This is a genomic window from Stenotrophomonas sp. 05L414_2 (assembly GCF_056397905.1).
The window spans coordinates 1-16,155 of sequence record NZ_JBFTOJ010000089.1; the positions used below are offsets into that span (position 1 = coordinate 1).

General features: G+C 66.5%; 18 protein-coding genes. 7 read left to right on the forward strand and 11 right to left on the reverse strand.

Annotated features, from left to right (window positions below):
* Window positions 1-177 precede the first annotated feature (177 nt).
* Together AC1DJN_RS13345 and AC1DJN_RS13350 are read left to right on the forward strand one after the other, a co-directional pair.
* A complete protein-coding gene (locus AC1DJN_RS13345; protein WP_442252272.1) occupies window positions 178-2,256 on the forward strand; it encodes a S9 family peptidase in 2,079 nt (692 codons plus the stop codon).
* Between the two features lie 129 nt (window positions 2,257-2,385).
* On the forward strand, window positions 2,386-3,624 hold the full coding sequence (locus AC1DJN_RS13350) for a DUF819 family protein (RefSeq protein ID WP_478039312.1): 1,239 nt from the start codon (window positions 2,386-2,388) through the stop codon (window positions 3,622-3,624).
* An 88-nt stretch (window positions 3,625-3,712) separates the two neighbouring features.
* Here the strand turns inward: AC1DJN_RS13350 and AC1DJN_RS13355 are convergent, their stop codons facing one another.
* Genes AC1DJN_RS13355 through AC1DJN_RS13375 form a run of 5 tightly spaced genes read right to left on the reverse strand, consistent with a single transcriptional unit; the run spans window position 3,713 to window position 6,751 of the window.
* Complete coding sequence (locus AC1DJN_RS13355) at window positions 3,713-4,192, reverse strand: hypothetical protein (protein ID WP_032975950.1); 480 nt, start codon at window positions 4,190-4,192, stop codon at window positions 3,713-3,715.
* Between the two features lie 47 nt (window positions 4,193-4,239).
* On the reverse strand, window positions 4,240-4,500 hold the full coding sequence (minE, locus tag AC1DJN_RS13360) for a cell division topological specificity factor MinE (protein ID WP_005408532.1): 261 nt from the start codon (window positions 4,498-4,500) through the stop codon (window positions 4,240-4,242).
* A 2-nt stretch (window positions 4,501-4,502) separates the two neighbouring features.
* Window positions 4,503-5,312 carry a septum site-determining protein MinD gene (gene minD / locus AC1DJN_RS13365; protein ID WP_025873877.1) on the reverse strand — a complete coding sequence of 270 codons (810 nt, stop codon included), beginning with the start codon at window positions 5,310-5,312 and terminating at the stop codon, window positions 4,503-4,505.
* A gap of 36 nt (window positions 5,313-5,348) precedes the next feature.
* Entirely contained in the window at window positions 5,349-6,209 is an 861-nt protein-coding gene (minC, locus tag AC1DJN_RS13370; protein ID WP_478039313.1) for a septum site-determining protein MinC, read from the reverse strand.
* The gene (locus tag AC1DJN_RS13375; protein WP_025873875.1) at window positions 6,155-6,751 is read right to left on the reverse strand and encodes a GNAT family N-acetyltransferase; all 597 of its coding nucleotides are present in this window, start codon (window positions 6,749-6,751) and stop codon (window positions 6,155-6,157) included. The genes minC and AC1DJN_RS13375 overlap by 55 nt, the downstream gene beginning before the upstream one ends.
* 150 nt (window positions 6,752-6,901) lie before the next feature.
* On the opposite strand from AC1DJN_RS13375, the gene AC1DJN_RS13380 reads away from it, so the two are divergent.
* From AC1DJN_RS13380 to AC1DJN_RS13395, 4 genes are all read left to right on the forward strand, one after another.
* Complete coding sequence (locus AC1DJN_RS13380) at window positions 6,902-8,107, forward strand: sensor histidine kinase (protein WP_025873874.1); 1,206 nt, start codon at window positions 6,902-6,904, stop codon at window positions 8,105-8,107.
* Window positions 8,107-8,748: a response regulator gene (locus AC1DJN_RS13385; RefSeq protein ID WP_025873873.1), complete on the forward strand. Its 642-nt coding sequence runs from the start codon at window positions 8,107-8,109 to the stop codon at window positions 8,746-8,748. The genes AC1DJN_RS13380 and AC1DJN_RS13385 overlap by 1 nt, the downstream gene beginning before the upstream one ends.
* Before the next feature lie 245 nt (window positions 8,749-8,993).
* Entirely contained in the window at window positions 8,994-10,067 is a 1,074-nt protein-coding gene (locus tag AC1DJN_RS13390) for a polyketide cyclase (protein ID WP_478039314.1), read from the forward strand.
* A gap of 104 nt (window positions 10,068-10,171) precedes the next feature.
* On the forward strand, window positions 10,172-10,543 hold the full coding sequence (locus AC1DJN_RS13395) for a DUF423 domain-containing protein (RefSeq protein WP_025873872.1): 372 nt from the start codon (window positions 10,172-10,174) through the stop codon (window positions 10,541-10,543).
* A 262-nt stretch (window positions 10,544-10,805) separates the two neighbouring features.
* Here the strand turns inward: AC1DJN_RS13395 and AC1DJN_RS13400 are convergent, their stop codons facing one another.
* From AC1DJN_RS13400 to AC1DJN_RS13425, 6 genes are read right to left on the reverse strand one after another with little or no spacing between them, the layout of a single operon-like run.
* Window positions 10,806-11,615, reverse strand: a complete 810-nt coding sequence (locus tag AC1DJN_RS13400; protein WP_442252275.1) for a M15 family metallopeptidase — start codon at window positions 11,613-11,615, stop codon at window positions 10,806-10,808.
* A 9-nt stretch (window positions 11,616-11,624) separates the two neighbouring features.
* On the reverse strand, window positions 11,625-12,218 hold the full coding sequence (locus tag AC1DJN_RS13405; protein WP_442252276.1) for a PH domain-containing protein: 594 nt from the start codon (window positions 12,216-12,218) through the stop codon (window positions 11,625-11,627).
* A complete protein-coding gene (locus AC1DJN_RS13410) occupies window positions 12,215-13,504 on the reverse strand; it encodes an alpha/beta hydrolase (RefSeq protein ID WP_478039315.1) in 1,290 nt (429 codons plus the stop codon). Before AC1DJN_RS13410 ends, AC1DJN_RS13405 begins: the two co-directional genes overlap by 4 nt.
* Window positions 13,505-13,506: 2 nt before the next feature.
* A complete protein-coding gene (locus tag AC1DJN_RS13415; protein WP_025873867.1) occupies window positions 13,507-13,686 on the reverse strand; it encodes a DUF4177 domain-containing protein in 180 nt (59 codons plus the stop codon).
* Entirely contained in the window at window positions 13,683-13,862 is a 180-nt protein-coding gene (locus tag AC1DJN_RS13420; RefSeq protein WP_005412615.1) for a type II toxin-antitoxin system antitoxin, read from the reverse strand. The genes AC1DJN_RS13415 and AC1DJN_RS13420 overlap by 4 nt, the downstream gene beginning before the upstream one ends.
* Before the next feature lie 45 nt (window positions 13,863-13,907).
* On the reverse strand, window positions 13,908-14,789 hold the full coding sequence (locus AC1DJN_RS13425; protein ID WP_442252277.1) for an SPFH domain-containing protein: 882 nt from the start codon (window positions 14,787-14,789) through the stop codon (window positions 13,908-13,910).
* 145 nt (window positions 14,790-14,934) lie between these two features.
* Here AC1DJN_RS13425 and purT point away from each other — a divergent pair, with 145 nt between their 5' ends.
* Window positions 14,935-16,122 (forward strand): formate-dependent phosphoribosylglycinamide formyltransferase, encoded by a 1,188-nt coding sequence (purT, locus tag AC1DJN_RS13430; protein ID WP_442252278.1) that lies wholly within the window; start codon window positions 14,935-14,937, stop codon window positions 16,120-16,122.
* Window positions 16,123-16,155: the final 33 nt, after the last annotated feature.

Sequence of the window (16,155 nt, forward strand, 5' to 3'; positions counted from 1 at the left end):
CGTAAGGGATGGGGGAGTGCCGGCCCGCGGCCGGCACTACCGGTGTCCCAAGCAAACCGCGCTACGGCGCGGTTTGCTTTTTCTGGCGGCAGCTCAGCCACGGCCATGACCGATGGCCTTGGCAGGCCCGGCCGCGCAGGCCTACCATCGGTTTTTTGCCGTCCTGCGGAGACCCCGATGAAACTGCGTCATGCCCTGTTGCCACTGAGCCTGCTGGCTGCCCTGCCCAGCGTCGCCGCTGCCCGTGGCCTGGAAGTCCGCGACATGGTGGCCATGGACCGCGTCTCCGCGCCGGTATTGACCGCCGACGGCGGCACCGTGGTGTTCGCCAAGCGCAGCACCGATGCCAACCTCAAGGCCAGCACCGCACTGTTCGCGCGCAACCTGCGCACCCGCGACGCGGCACCGCCGAAGCAGATCACGCCGTCTGGCTGGAACGTCAACTCCGCATCGCTGTCGGCCGATGGCCAGACCGTGTACTTCCTCAGCGCCAAGAACGGCAGCCAGCAGCTGTACGCACAGCCGATCAGTGGCGGCGCCCCGCGCCAGCTGACCGACTTCCCGGTGGACGTGGACAGCTACCACGTGTCGCCGCAGGACGACCGCGTGCTGTTCAGCGCCGGCGTGTTCCAGGCCTGTGCCTCGGACCTGGCCTGCACCGAAAAGAAGCTGAAGGACGTGGAAGGCGCCAAGGCCAGCGGCAAGGTCTTCGATTCGCTGTTCGTGCGCCACTGGGATACCTGGAACGACGGCCGCCGCAACACCCTGTTCGTCGCCCCGTTGCCGGCAGCCAAGGCCGGTGCGGTCAAGGGCGCTTCGGCGCTGAGCGCGACCATCGACGGCGACGCTCCGTCCAAGCCGTTCGGTGGCAATGACGATTTCGCCTGGTCGCCGGATGGCAGCAGCGTGGTCGCCAGCATCCGCGTGGCCGGCAAGCAGGAGCCGTGGTCGACCAACTTCGACCTGTACCGCTTCGATGCCGCCGGCAAGCAGGCGCCGGTCAACCTGACCGCGTCCAACCCGGCCTGGGATGCCGGCCCGGTGTTCAGCGCCGACGGCAAGACCCTGTTCTACCGCGCGATGAAGCGCCCAGGCTTCGAGGCGGACCGCTTCGGCCTGATGGCGATGGACCTGGCCAGCGGCAAGACGCGCGAGATCGCGCCGCAGTGGGACCGTTCGGCCGGCGGCATCACCCTGTCCGCCGACGGCGCCAGCATCTACACCACCGCCGACGACCTCGGCGAACACCCGCTGTTCCAGATCGACGTGGCCAGCGGCAAGGCCACCAAGCTGATCGGCGATGGCAGCGTCACCGCCGTCGACGTGGCCGGCAACAGCGTGGCCATCACCCGCAACAGCCTGAAGAGCAACGACCAGGTGCTGGTCGGCCTGCTGCCGGCCGCTGGCGAGCCGATCGGCGCGCTGCGCGCACTGACCCCGGCCGCTGGCGAAGTGCTGAAGGATGTGAGCTTCGGCGACTACGAGCAGTTCGAGTTCAAGGGCTGGAACAACGACACCGTGCACGGCTATGTGGTCAAGCCGCACAACTACCAGGAAGGCAAGTCCTACCCGGTTGCGTTCCTGATCCATGGCGGCCCGCAGGGCAGCTTCGGCAATGGCTGGAGCTACCGCTGGAACCCGCAGACGTACGCAGGCCAGGGCTACGCTGTGGTGATGATCGACTTCCACGGCTCCACCGGTTACGGCCAGGCCTTCACCGATGCGATCAGCCAGCACTGGGGTGACCGTCCGCTGGAAGACCTGCAGAAGGGCTGGAGCGCGGCGCTGAAGAAGTACGACTTCCTCAACGGTGACAAGGCCTGCGCACTGGGTGCCAGCTACGGCGGTTTCATGGTCAACTGGATCGCCGGCAACTGGAACAGCCCGTTCAAGTGCCTGGTCAACCATGACGGTGTGTTCGACCAGCGCATGATGGGCTATGCCACCGAAGAACTGTGGTTCACCGAGTGGGAGCAGGGCGGTACCCCGTACCAGAAGGCGGCGAACTACGAGAAGTTCAACCCGGTCAACCACGTGGCTGACTGGAAGAAGCCGATCCTGGTGATCCACGGCCAGCAGGACTTCCGCATTCCGGTCGAGCAGGGCCTGGCTGCCTTCACCGCGGCCCAGCGCCAGGGCATCGAGTCGAAGTTCCTGTACTTCCCGGACGAGAACCACTGGGTGCTGAAGCCGAACAACAGCATCCTGTGGCATGACACCGTCAACGCCTGGCTGAAGCAGCACATCGGCGAGTAAGCGATACCGGCGCCGCCCTTGTGGCGGCGCCCGGCTTTCCGGTAGTGCCGGCCGCTGGCCGGCAACTGCACGTTGCGACCTACCTACATGGGGTTGCCGGCCAGCGGCCGGTACTACCAGGATGCCTGCATGCCCTCGACTGCCCTGATCCAGAACGACATCGTCGTCTTCGGCCTGATCGCCGCCACCCTTGGCGCCGTGTTCTGGACCGCTTCGCGCGAGCAGGGCCTGTGGAAGCGCTTCTATACCTTCGTGCCGGCGCTGCTGCTGTRCTATCTGCTGCCGGGCATCTACAACACGTTCGGCCTGATCGACGGGCAGAACACCAAGCTGTACAACCCGGTCGCGCGTGACATCCTGCTGCCGGCGGCGCTGATCCTGCTGACCCTGGCGGTGGACATCAAGGGCATCCTGCGGCTGGGGCCCAAGCTGGTGCTGATGTACCTGGGCGCCTCGGCCAGCATCATGCTGGGTGCGGTGGTCGCGTTCCTGGTCATGCGTGCCATCCATCCGGACACCGTCGCCGGCGATACCTGGGCCGGCATGGCGGCGCTGGCCGRCAGCTGGATCGGCGGCGGTGCCAACATGCTGGCCATGCGCGAAGTGTTCGATGTCAACGCGACCACGTTCGGCCAGTTCGCGGTGGTCGATGTGGGTGTCGGCTACGTGTGGATGGCGGCGTTGATCTTCATGGCTGGGCGCGCGGCGAAGATCGATGCACGCAGCGGTGCCGATACCTCCGCCATCGACGAGCTGAAGGAGCGCATCGCACGCTTCCAGGCCGAGCATGAGCGCATTCCCAGCCTGACCGATCTGATGCTGATCGTGGCCGTGGCCTTCGGTGGCGTCGGCCTGGCCCACGCCATCGGCGCGCCGCTGGCGGCTTGGTTCAAGGTCCACGTCAGCTGGGCATCGCAGTTCAGCCTGGACGCGCCGTTCGTGTGGGTGGTGGTGCTGTCGACCACGCTCGGCCTGGGCCTCAGCTTCACCCGTGCACGTACGCTGGAAGGCGCGGGCGCCTCGCGCCTGGGCTCGCTGCTGCTGTACTTCCTGATCGCCTGCATCGGCATGCAGATGGATCTGCTGGCGTTGCTGGATCGCCCGTGGCTGTTCCTGCTCGGCATCATCTGGATCAGCGTGCACATCGTGCTGCTGTGGTGCCTGGGCAAGCTGTTGAAGGTGCCGTTCTTCTACTTCGCCATCGGTTCGCAGTCGAACATCGGCGGCCCGGCCTCTGCACCGGTGGTGGCCGCTGCGTTCCATCCGGCGTTGGCGCCGGTAGGCGTGCTGCTGGGCACGATGGGCTATGCCACCGGCACCTATCTGGCGTATGTGGTCGGCATCACCCTGCGCGCGCTGGCCACGTGACCCACGGTGGCGCCGGGCCATGCCCGGCGAACCGCATCGCGGCGGCAGATGTGCATGCCGCCGGGCATGGCCCGGCGCTACCGACGCGTTACGCCACCGGCAAGCCGCGTTCGATCAGCCACGCCTTTGCGTCTTCGGCGTCCTGTTCAAACCACGCCTTCGTCGACCCCAATCGATACGTATACCCCCACGCATCCATGTCGGCCATCAGCCGCTCACTGCCGACACCGGGCAGGTGCCCGGCCAGCACGATCTGCAGGTAGCAGGTGGCGTCTTCTTCGGGCACCGAATCGGTGGCGTCGGTATGCACCTGCGCGCGCCGCTCCGGTGGCAGCACGATCAGGTGRCAGGCTTCGTGCAGCATCGAATGCACCGGCGTGTCATCGCGCACGTAGACGTCGCTGGCGATGATGCCCGCCTCGGGCTCGCCCCAGTAACTGCCCGGGATCGGCTCGCCGGCCGCAACGTGATGCAGGCGCAGCTCATGTGCAGCGAGCAGGCGCTGGGCATCGGCGAAGGCGATGTCGCCGACGCGGGTAACGTTCGGTTCGGGCGTGGTATCAGTCATGCGGGTCAGGCAGCCCCGCCCATGCAGGCACGGGCGGGGCAGGGGGGTCAGGGTTTGTCCGGGCCTTCAGGCAGCGCCACGGAGATGTCCAGCACGTCGTGCTGGCCATCCTTGACCAGGTCCACCTTCACTGCATCGACGTCGATGTTGACGTACTTCTTGATCACTTCCAGCAGCTCGCGCTGCAGCAGCGGCAGGTAGTCGGGACCGCCACGGTGGCTGCGCTCCTGCGCGATGATGATCTGCAGGCGGTTCTTGGCGGTTTCGGCGGTGGTCTTCTTCGCTTTGAGGAAATCAAACAGGCCCATGCTTACCCTCCGAACAGCTTGCTGAAGAAGCCCTTCTTCTCGACGTTGGTGAAGCGCATCGGGCGTTCTTCGCCGAGGATGCGTGCGACGGCGTCGTCATAGGCCTGGCCGGCAGCGGATTCGCCATCCAGGATGACCGGCTCGCCCTTGTTGGAGGCATTGAGCACGTCGCCCGATTCGGGGATCACGCCGATCGCCTTCAGGCCAAGGACCTCCTCGACGTCGGCGATGCTGAGCATCTCGCCGCTTTCCACGCGCACCGGGGTGTAGCGGGTCAGCAGCAGGAAGGCCGGCACGTCCTGGCCGGATTCGGCCTTGTGGGTCTTCGAATCGAGCAGGCCGATGATGCGGTCCGAGTCGCGTACCGAGGACACTTCCGGGTTCACCACCACCACCGCACGGTCGGCGAAGTACATCGCCAGGAAGGCGCCCTTCTCGATGCCGGCCGGGGAGTCGCAGATGATGTAGTCGAAGCCGTCGGCGGCCAGGTCCTTCAGGACCTTGCCCACGCCTTCCTGGGTCAGYGCATCCTTGTCGCGCGTCTGCGAGGCAGCCAGCACGAACAGGTTGTCGAAGCGCTTGTCCTTGATCAGGGCCTGCTTGAGGGTGGCTTCGCCGTGCACGACATTCACGAAGTCGTACACCACGCGGCGTTCGCAGCCCATGATCAGGTCGAGGTTGCGCAGGCCGACGTCGAAGTCGATCACCGCCACCTTCTTGCCACGCCTTGCCAGGCCGCAGGCCAGGCTTGCGCTGGAAGTGGTCTTGCCGACGCCGCCCTTGCCGGAGGTGACTACGATGATTTCAGCCAAAGGACTTCTCCTGATGATTCTGTTTGAGGTGCTGCATCAGTCCRGCGCAGCGATCTTGATCTGGTCCTGTTCCAGCCACACCTGCACGGCTTTGCCGCGCAGGGTTTCCGGTACATCGTCCAGTACCTTGTAGTGGCCTGCAATGGCGACCAGTTCCGCATGGAAATCACGGCAGAAAATGCGTGCCGCGGTGTTGCCCTGGGCCCCTGCCAGCGCACGGCCGCGCAGGGTTCCGTAGATATGGATGCTGCCATCGGCGATGACCTCGGCGCCGGCGCCGACGGTGGCCATCACGGTCAGGTCGCAGTTTTCCGCATACAGCTGCTGCCCCGAACGCACGTTGCCCAGCTGCATGCGGCCCGGCTGTGGCGCGGCGGCATCGGCAGCCTTGCCCATCGGCGTGGCCGGAGCCGGAGCCGGCGCGGCCTTCGCTTCGGCGCGTGCGGCACGGCGCGGCTCCGGTGCGGCTGCCGGCGGCGGGGCGGGTTCTGCCTCGGCGCGCTCGTACTGGGCGCGGAACTTGGCCAGCAGCGGCAGGCCGAGCTGCTGCGAGAGCAGGTCGACCGCACTGGTGCCATAGGCCAATGCCACCGGCAGTACGCCAGCACCGCGCAGGCCATCGACCAGCGCCTGCGCCGTTGCCACGTCGGGCACCTGGCTGAGGCCGCCGAAGTCCAGGATCACCGCTGCACGGCCGAACAGCTTCGGTGCACGGCTTACCCGTTCCTGCATTTCCTGCACGAGGCGTTCAACATCGAGGGTGCGGATGCGCAGGTTGGCGATGCCCACCTGGCCGATCTTCAGTTCACCGGCCTGTTCGTAATCGAAATTCACTGCCACGCTCAGGTCCCCGTCGACCGCTGTGCCTGCGCCGGCAGCTGCCGGTCGCGCGCCCATGCAACATCAGGCAGCTTGCCGCCATAGGTTTCATTCACCCACGGGAAGCTGCACAGTTCCTTGGCCAGCATGCTGGCGCGCACGTCCACCTGCGGCATGGTGTTCTGGCCCAGCTCGCGGAAGCCGAAGCTGCCGTGGAACAGCAGGGCGGCATCGGCGCCATGGTCCAGGAACACTTCACAGGTCATCTGCGGGTAGCGCAGCTCGGCGAAGCTCTGGGCGTCGGCATAGAACGCACGGCCGACGCCACCACCGCGRCGGCGGCTGGCGACCACGATGCGGTCGATATAGAAGAAGGGGGTGTCCAGGTGCTGCTTGAACCAGGCGAAATTGCTGCTGTCGTGCTGGCTGTCGCTGCCGAAGCCGATCAGGAAGCCGGCCAGGTTGCCGTCGCGCTCGGCGACGCGGAAATATTCAGCGGTTGCATAGAACAGGCGCAGGCGCTCTGCATCCAGGGGAAGGATGGCCAGGCCAGCATTGTTGTTCAAAGCCAGGACGGAATCGAGCTCGTGCTCGCGCACGTCGCGGATGACAATCGACATTGTGACTCCGTGGGGTAACGCGGTTGGTCCCATGTACGGACCCTGCGCATGATTATTGCATGCCCGGGGTGGGCTGCGGCATGAACAGGGGACCGCACCGAACATGACTTTATGCCCTTGGGCCCTGACGCRCACAGGCTACGATGGGCCATGCTGGCCCGACTCAACCACAATGCGATGCTGCGCTACTCCGGGTTGTTCACCTGGGGCACCGTCGGCCTTTGGCTTGCGATCTACCTGATCGATCCGGTGTCGCTGACACTGGAAAGCCTGGACGGCGAGGCCGGCTTCCGGATCATTCCCTGGGCCTCGGCCTACCTGGCCTTCGGCTTCGTGTACTGGGTGCTGACGCGCTCGCTGGGCGAAAGCCGGCCCGGCTTCTTCGACCATGCCGCGCTGATCCTGCTGACGGCCTGCGCGATCGGCGTGAGCTATTTCTCCGGCACCGCACTGGGCAGCATCCTGCTGATGGTGGTGGCCGGCCTGCTGCCCTGGCTGCTGGGCCCGCGCATCGGCGTGGTGTGGCTGGTGGCCAGCAACCTGGCCGTGTTGCCGGTCTACATCCAGCCGCTGGGCTTCCCGCCGGTCATCGCCGTGCTGCAGGCCGTCGGCTACATGGGTTTTTCCAGCTTCGTGTTCGTGATCGCGCTGGTGGCCCGCCGCCAGGCCGAGGCGCGTGAGGAGCAGCGCCGCCTGAACGCCGAGCTGCGCGCCACGCGTGCGCTGCTGGCCGAAAGCGCGCGGGTGAACGAGCGCACCCGCATTTCGCGCGAACTGCATGATCTGCTGGGCCACCAGCTGACCGCGTTGACCCTGAATCTGGAAGTGGCCGGCCACCTCGCCGAGGGCCAGGCGCTGGAGCACGTGAAGCGCTCGCATGCCCTGGCCAAGCTGCTGCTGGGCAACGTGCGCGAGGTGGTCAGCCAGCTGCGCGAGACCGGCGCCATCGACCTGGCCGCTGCGCTGCGTCCGCTGACCGAGCACGTGCCGTCGCTGGACATCCAGCTGGAGATCGAGGAGCCGCTGAACGTGGAAGACCCGCAGCGGGCCCACGTACTGCTGCGCTGCACCCAGGAGATCATCACCAACACGGTGCGCCATGCCGGYGCCCGCCACCTGTGGTTGCGGGTGTACCGTGAGGTCCCGGACCAGGTCGTGGTGGAAGCCCGCGACGACGGCGTCGGGGCGGAAACGGTCAATGTGGGCAATGGTTTGCGCGGCATGCGCGAACGCCTGCAACAATGTGGAGGCCAGCTGCAGGTGGAAACCCGCCCCGGCGAAGGCTTCCGGCTGCGGGCGACGGTACCGGCAACGGTGCTGGCGGCCCTTACCCAGGTTCCTGAAGGAGTGCGTTGATGATTCGCGTCTGCCTGGTCGACGACCAAACCCTGGTGCGGCAGGGGATCCGCTCGCTGCTGGCGCTCGACGACGGCATCGAAGTGGTGGCCGAGGCCGCCGATGGCCGCCAGGCGGTCGAGCTGATCCCGCAGATCCGCCCGGACGTGGTCCTGATGGACATGCGCATGCCGGTGATGTCCGGGCTGGAGGCGCTGCAGGTGCTGTCACGGCAGGAACAGCTGCCGCCGACCATCATCCTGACCACCTTCGACGATGACCAGCTGGTGCTGGCCGGGCTCAAGGCCGGGGCCAAGGGCTACCTGCTCAAGGACGTGACCCTGGCGCAGCTGGTCGGGGCGATCCGCACGGTGGCCGATGGCGGTTCACTGGTGCAGCCGGCGGTGACCCAGCGGCTGCTGTCCGGGCTGGAGCACATGCGCAACGACTTCGTCAGCCTGGACCGGCCCGACCCGCTGACCGACCGTGAGACCGAGATCCTGCGGCTGATGGCCAGCGGTTTCTCCAACAAGGAGATCGCCAATTCGCTGGGGGTCGCCGAGGGCACGATCAAGAACCATGTGTCCAACATCCTTTCCAAACTGGGCGTACGTGACCGTACGCGTGCAGTCCTGAAAGCGTTTGAACTCCAGTTGGTGTGAGGAAAATCCTTTAGCGACAAAGACTTGGCACGTAGTCTGGGCCCGGATTCAGGGTTGCCCCCCACTTGCCCCCTACATGCCGGGTACGCGGATGCGTTACCCTTCGAATTCTTTGTGCATACAAATGCGCAGCCGGCACGGAAACCGGTGCGCCAATCCCGATAACCAATGCCCGCGAAGCCTGCTAGGATTGGCGCTTCGCTTCAATCAACCCGGCCGTGGGATCGGCCCCGGAGACTCTCTGAATGACCCGTATTATCGAGTTCCTGATCGCCTTGGGGATCGTGGCTGGCCTGTTCGTCATCATTGGCGTCTGTCTGCCGGGCGAGCGTCACATCACCGAAAGCATCGAGACCAACCGCAAGATGACGATCGTGTACGACACGGTCAGCAGTCTGCGCCGCTTCAAGGACTGGAACCCGCTGGTACTGCGCGATCCCGCCGTTGAACTGAAGCTGTCCGGCCCGGCCTCCGGCGTCGGTGCCACTCTCGACTACACCTCCAAGGACCTGGGCACCGGTTCCTGGAAGGTGACCGAAGCCGAAGAGAACAAGCGTGTTGTGATCGCCGTCGACGATGCCTCCAAGGGTCACGACAAGGTCACCACCTTCACCCTGGAGCCGACCGGCAAGGGCGGTCGCAACGTCAAGATCACCCAGGACTACTCGGTGAAGTATGGCTTCGACCTGTTCGGTCGCTACGCAGGCCTGTATGTCAGCCGCCAGATCGGCGATGACATCAAGATGGGTCTGTCGCGCCTGGCGAACATGCTGGCCACCGTGCCGAATGTCGACTACCGCWCTTCCGAAGCTCCGCTGACCGATCTGGGCATCGTCGATGTCCCGGCCGAAGACCTGCTGGTCGTCACCGCCGGTAATGTTGACCGTGGCCAGGATTCCATCACCAAGTCCATCAAGGACAACCAGGAGTGGATCAAGCGCGTGATCGAGGCCAATGGCCTGGAAGCCGTCGGTCCGCTGCGTATCATCACCACCGATTTCGGTGCTGAGAAGTACGCCTTCGACATCGCCCAGCCGGTGAAGAAGAAGGGTGCCGAAGGCGTGCCGGCCGAACAGCTGACCGTCAAGATCGACGGTGGCGCTCCGGTCAAGTACGTCCGCGTTGCTCCGCACCGTTCGGCGCATGCGGCCTACACCGGTCACATGGCAGGCCTGGACGTTGCCCGCAGCGCCCTGCGCGCCTGGGCCGTGACCTCGGGTAACGAAGTCATCGACCGTCCGTACGAAACCTGGAAGGACGGCGTGGACAAGTCGTTCACCCCGGAAGCGACGTACGACATCTACTGGGCCGTCAAGTAAGCCTCGGCTGACCCATGTAGTGCTGGACACGAAAACGCGCCGCTTCCTGCGGCGCGTTTTTTTTCATCCCGAGCCCGGTGTCGGGCATTGCGCAAGGAGCTGTCATGTTCAATTCCGAACGACGCGCGCGTAAACCGTCGTTGCTGGCCTGCCTGGGGGCGCTGCTGGCAGCGGCCTCGATCGGTCTCTCGGCCTATGCCGCGCATGGCGTGTCCGATCCGCTGGCGCAGCAGCACCTGAACATGGCGGCGTTGTACGCCTTTGCCCACGGAGCGGTACTGGCCGCCCTCGGCCCCCGCGCGCAGGGCGCGATCGCGCATCTGGCGTTGTACGTGTTGCTGCTGGGCGTGCTGCTGTTCTCCGGCAGCCTGGTGGGCGGTGCGCTGTGGCAGTGGCCGACCCGGCTGGCGCCGGTAGGTGGCACCACGCTGATGGCCGGGTGGGTACTGCTGGCGATCAACGCGCTGCGGCGCTAGCCGCAACGCCCAAGCACTGGTAGCGCCGGGCCACGCCCGAGGTCGAGCGCAGCGACCCACGTCTGCCTTTGCTTTTTTGTTTGTTCAATTCCGTGGCGGACGCACGCGGAAACTGTCCGTGGCCGGGAGGATGGGCGGCGCAGGGGCGTAAGCGCCATGGATGGCGCGCCCGAGCTTACATGGACGTACTTGCAGCGGCCCCTGCGCCGCCCACCCTCCTGGYCAGCCCGAGGACCGCAGTCGAGCAGCTGCCACGAGGGGCTCAGCCGTTGGCCGGTTTCCAGCACCAGTGCCACGGTTCGTAGACGATCCCATGCGGGTTGTCGCGCGGATAGCTCAGATGGAACCCGTGCGCCGCGGCATTGGCCTGCAGCCACGCAAACGCAGCGGTCGCCTCGAAGGTCTCCTCTGCCGGCGCATCCCCCGGTGTGCCGATGTCCAGCGCGTGACCACTGTGGTGTTCGCTGAAGCCAGGGGCGGCATTGACCTTCAGGATCTGCGGCACGCTCTGCCCGCGCGCCAGCTTGCGTTCGAAAATGCCGAGCTGATACGCATGGCTGCGGAAGCCGGAGATCGCGTCCAGTGCAACTCCATCCCGGGCGGCATGCAGGCGCATCCGTCGCCAGCCCTGCGCGGCACCGCGGCGCAGCCACAACGGGCGGGCAAAGCGATCACGTCCGGCCAAGTGCAGCGCGCACGGCTCGGCTTCCAGTGCCAGCCCGCTGTCGTGCGCATAGCGCTGTGCATCCAGGCCCAGCTGCTGCAGGCGCTGCTGCAGGCCAACCAGCGGCAGCCACTGGTCTTCCAGTGCAGCGCCGAACGGTCGTGACCGTGCGCCATCCAGCAGGGCCAGCGCGTCCTCCACGCCGGGCTCGCGTGGCAGGCGCGGCACCAGCGAGTGCACACCGTGCGCCAGTACTGCCGCCAGGTAGCGGCCATCGCGCTTGCGCCGTAGTACCCATTGCGCGCGGGCCAGCAGGCGGGCGTCGAGATTGCTGCGCGCGCGCAGCAGCGGCGCAGGCCACACTTCGACGGTCTCGGTATTGATCAACAGCGGAGTGCTACGGTGCATCGATCCAGCTTACTGCCGTGGCGCCGTGGCGGCCACCTTGCGCAGTGCCTCGAGCAGGGCCTGCGGGCGCTCCAGGCTGAGCAGCAGGGTGCTGCCGCCGTGCACCGGAATCACCAGCGTGCGTGCGCGGTCGGTGACCAGGGCAAAGCCCTTGCCGCCGCCCTGCAGGCGGAAGTGCCCGGAATAGAAGCCGGGCATGCTGTAGCCGTTGGTCTTGAAACGGATGCCATAGCGGCGATCACGGCTCAGGTCGACCACCTCGGCCTGGTCCAGCAGCAGGTCGGCCACCGGCGTGCGGCGACGGTACAAGGTTGAACGCACGTCCAGCACGTTGCCTGCCAGCTCCACCCGGCGACGGAAGAACGCCCAGCCCAGGCCGATGCCCATCAGCACGATCACCGCCAGGCTCCATGCCGCGCTGCCGCCCATCAGGAAGAACGGCGGCGACAGGGTGACCTCCATCCAGGGAGCCTCGCTGCGATTGTCGTGCAGCTGTGCCCACATGCCCACGCCCAGTACCGCCAGCAGTGGCAGCAGCACCCACAGCACCCGCAGCGAAGAACTCTCGGCAACCTCGAACGGGCGTGCATCACTGCCGCTCATCGCTGCGCCTCCACCCAACGCGCAACGTCATCGATCAGCTGCCCATCCACGTGGCCCGRCTGCGCGTATTCCTTCAATGAACTGGGGCCGCTGCCGGCGATGCCGATGTGGTTGAGGGCAGGGTAGGCCTTCCATTGCACGTCCCGGCGATCGGCCAGGGCTTTTTTCCACAGTGCCCAATCCGTTTCCGGTATCTGGAAGTCACGGCCCCCGTGCAGCATCAGCAGTGGTTTTTTCAGCGCAACCGCGTCGCCGCGTGCGTTCACCGCTTCGATGCTTTTCCAGAACGTCTGCGGCGTGCCCAGTGGCAGTTCGCTGGCGGGTGCAGGCGCGTTGCTGCGGGCCGCGGCGATCTGCGCGTCGAGCTTGTCCAGGAACGCTTGTTCCGGGGCGCTGATCGAGCCGTCCAGCGACAGCAGGTAGCGGTTCTGCTCCGGCAGCAGTTCAAGCAATGTGCGCGCCGGCGCGGCCCACAGGATCGCGCCGCGCGCCTGTGGCCAGCGGCTGGCGATGCGCGGGGCGAGCATGCCGCCCTGGCTGTGGCCGAGCACGAAGATCCGCTTGCCGTCGATGCGTGGGTCCGCCGCCAACGCGCTCAACGCGGCGATGGCATCGTCGGTGGTCTCGTCATCAACGTTGAAGGTGCCGCTCTGGAAGTCCTGGGGACGGGCATGGGTGCGCTTGTCGTAGCGCAGCACGGCGATGCCCTGTGCGGCCAGGCCGCGGGCGATGTCCAGGAACGGGCGGTTGCCACCGATGGTTTCGTCGCGATCCTGTGGGCCGGAGCCGTGCACCAGCACTACGGCCGGGAAAGGTCCTTTGCCCTTGGGCAGGGACAACGTGCCGGGCAGCGCACCGCGTGCCTGTGGCACGCTGAAATCGGCTTCGCTGTAGTTCGCGTCGGCCGGCGGTGGCGCTGCCTTGGCGGCCGGGGCCGGGCGCAGCAACAGGCCAGCCACTTGGTCCTGCCCGTTCACCGCCACCTGCGCGATCACCGCGCCACTGGCGAACTGCAACGGTACTTCCACCAGATGCAGGCCCTGCTGCTCACTGCTGTGCGCCGGGCCGCGCTGCTTCAGTTCACCCAGCGACTGCCACAGGCCCTGCAGCTTGTCGGCAGGCACGGCCGCGGCCATCTGCGGGGTCAGCATGGCCTCGGCATCGGCGGTGCGCCCTGCCTGCAGGTGATCGAGCAGGCGTGCTGCGACCTGCTGCGGTTCGCCAGCGGATGCACTGGCGGACAACAGGGCAAGGGAAACAGCAAGCAACGAGCGGCGTGCGCTCATGGTCACAGCTCCTTCTTGAAGACCAGCAGGGCCGGGCGCATCGGCGCCGGGACGATGATGTTGACCAGTTCCCAGCCCAGCTGGCCCTGGCGGCTCAGTTCGGCCTGGATGTCATCGGCCTTCTGCAGGCCCATCATGGATGTCTTGACCTCGACGGTCAGGTAGCTCCAGCGCTTGCTCATTCCTTGTCCTCCGGCGATGGCTTGGGTTTCGGCAGGCGGCCTGCCTTGCGCAGTGCGTCGCGCAGCACGTATTCGATCTGCGCGTTGAGGCTGCGCAGTTCATCGTCCGCCCAGCGCTGTGCGGCCGCCAGGACCTCGGCGTTGATGCGCAGCGGATAGGCTTTTTTCTCGCTCATGCAGACTCCTGGCGGGGCGGTGGGGCGCCCCGTTGCGAGGGTGGCTCAGTACAGCGAGCCGGTGTTGACGACCGGCTGCGTGCCGCGGTCCGAGCACAGCACGGTCAACAGGTTGCTGACCATGTGCGCCTTGCGCTCCTCGTCCAGCTGCACCACGCCGTTTTTCTGCAGCTCGGCCAGCGCCATCTCGACCATGCCGACCGCACCGGCGACGATGCGCGTGCGTGCGGCGATGACCGCATTGGCCTGCTGCCGCTGCAGCATCGCCTGGGCGATTTCAGCGGCGTAGGCGAGGTGGCTGATGCGCGCATCGATCACCTGCACGCCGGCATCGGCCAGGCGCTCGGCCAGTTCGTTCTTCAGGTGCTGGGAGATCTCGCTGGCATGGCTGCGCAGCGCCAGCTGGCCGTCCTCGTGCTGGTCATAAGGGTAGCTGGTGGCCATCGCGCGCAGCGCCGATTCGGACTGGATGTGCACGAAGCTCTCGTAGTCGTCCACGTTGTAGACCGCTTCGGAGGCATCGACCACCTGCCAGACGATCACCGCGGCGATCTCGATCGGGCTGCCGTCGAGCTCGTTGACCTTCAGCTTGCCGCTCTCGAAATTGCGCACGCGCTGGCTCACGCGGCGCTTGCTGAAGAAGGGATTGTTCCAGCGCAGGCCGTTGTCCTTGACGGTGCCGACGTACTCGCCGAACAGGCTGACCACCGCCGCCTGGTTGGGCTGCACGGTGTACAGACCGGCCAGCGCGACCAGCGCCAGCGCAGCGATCAGCAGGCCGGCCAGGATCAGCAGCACGTTGGGCGAGCCGGTGCTGGCCTTCGCCGCGACCCCGGCCACGAACAGGGCGCCGCCGGCGAAGGCTACGACCAGGGACCCGGCGAGCGCGCCCAGGCCGTTGAGGGAGGACAGCGACTTCTCTTTCATGGCGGTACGTCCTTGAGGGTTCGAATTGAAGATATCAAAGTGATATCACATTCGGGCTACCGTTCGTCGGCTGGGCGTGCCCAGGCACTGCGGCTGGACCGGCTAGAATGCCCACCCGCCTTCACATCGCTGCTGGAACCCCGCCATGGCCAAGCTTGGAACCCCGTTGTCCCCCTCCGCCACCCGTGTGCTGCTGCTGGGCTCGGGCGAACTTGGCAAGGAAGTGGCCATCGAACTGCAGCGACTGGGCGTGGAAGTGATCGCTGCCGACCGTTACGCCGATGCCCCGGCCATGCAGGTGGCACATCGTTCGCACGTGATCGACATGCTGGACGCGATGGCCCTGCGCCAGTTGATCGCCCAGGAGCAGCCGCACCTGGTGGTGCCCGAGATCGAGGCGATCCATACCGAGACCCTGGTGCAGCTGGAACAGGAGCAGGGCCTGCGGGTGATCCCGACCGCGCGCGCTGCGCGCCTGACCATGGACCGTGAGGGCATCCGCCGCCTGGCCGCCGAGACGCTGGGCCTGCCGACCTCGCCGTACCGCTTTGTCGACACCGAGGCCGAGTACCGCGCCGCCGTGGCGGCGATCGGCCTGCCGTGCGTGGTCAAGCCGGTGATGTCGTCCTCGGGCAAGGGCCAGAGCACGCTGCGCAGCGAGGCGGACATCGCCCCCGCGTGGGAATACGCACAGACCGGTGGCCGTGCCGGCGCTGGCCGCTGCATCGTCGAGGGTTTCATCGACTTCGATTACGAGATCACCCTGCTGACCGTACGCCACGCCGCCGGGACTTCGTTCTGCGCGCCGATCGGCCACCTGCAGAAGGAGGGCGACTATCGCGAAAGCTGGCAGCCGCAACCGATGTCGGACAAGGCGCTGGCGCGTGCCGAGGAGATCTCGCGCGCGATCACCGATGATCTCGGTGGCTGGGGGCTGTTCGGCGTCGAACTGTTCGTGAAGGGCGACGAGGTGTGGTTCAGCGAAGTATCACCGCGTCCGCACGATACCGGCCTGGTGACGCTGGTGTCGCAGGAGCTGAGCGAGTTCGCGCTGCATTCGCGGGCCATCCTCGGCCTGCCGATCCCGGTGATCCGCCAGAGTGGCCCATCGGCCTCGTGCGCGCTGCTGGCGCATGGCGAAGGCGTGCCGTACTTCAACAACGTCGCCGCTGCATTGCAGGTGCCGGACACCGCCGTGCGCCTGTTCGGCAAACCCAGCGTGCATGGCCATCGTCGCGTGGGCGTGACCCTGGCGCGCGCGGAGACCGTCGACGAAGCACGTGCCATCGCGCGTGATGCCGCCGAAGCGATCGGCGTCGAGCTGCGCTCGTAAAACGGTAGCGCCGGGCCATGCCCGGCGGCTTCC

Coding starts and splice junctions, on each gene's coding strand:
- AC1DJN_RS13345 (WP_442252272.1), top strand. CDS start 178: ATGAAACTGCGTCATGCCCTGTTGCCACTGAGCCTGCTGGCTGCCCTG.
- minE (WP_005408532.1), bottom strand. CDS start 4,500: ATGGGCCTGTTTGATTTCCTCAAAGCGAAGAAGACCACCGCCGAAACC.
- AC1DJN_RS13395 (WP_025873872.1), top strand. CDS start 10,172: ATGTTCAATTCCGAACGACGCGCGCGTAAACCGTCGTTGCTGGCCTGC.
- AC1DJN_RS13405 (WP_442252276.1), bottom strand. CDS start 12,218: ATGAGCGGCAGTGATGCACGCCCGTTCGAGGTTGCCGAGAGTTCTTCG.
- purT (WP_442252278.1), top strand. CDS start 14,935: ATGGCCAAGCTTGGAACCCCGTTGTCCCCCTCCGCCACCCGTGTGCTG.
- AC1DJN_RS13415 (WP_025873867.1), bottom strand. CDS start 13,686: ATGAGCAAGCGCTGGAGCTACCTGACCGTCGAGGTCAAGACATCCATG.
- AC1DJN_RS13420 (WP_005412615.1), bottom strand. CDS start 13,862: ATGAGCGAGAAAAAAGCCTATCCGCTGCGCATCAACGCCGAGGTCCTG.
- AC1DJN_RS13385 (WP_025873873.1), top strand. CDS start 8,107: ATGATTCGCGTCTGCCTGGTCGACGACCAAACCCTGGTGCGGCAGGGG.
- AC1DJN_RS13425 (WP_442252277.1), bottom strand. CDS start 14,789: ATGAAAGAGAAGTCGCTGTCCTCCCTCAACGGCCTGGGCGCGCTCGCC.
- AC1DJN_RS13400 (WP_442252275.1), bottom strand. CDS start 11,615: ATGCACCGTAGCACTCCGCTGTTGATCAATACCGAGACCGTCGAAGTG.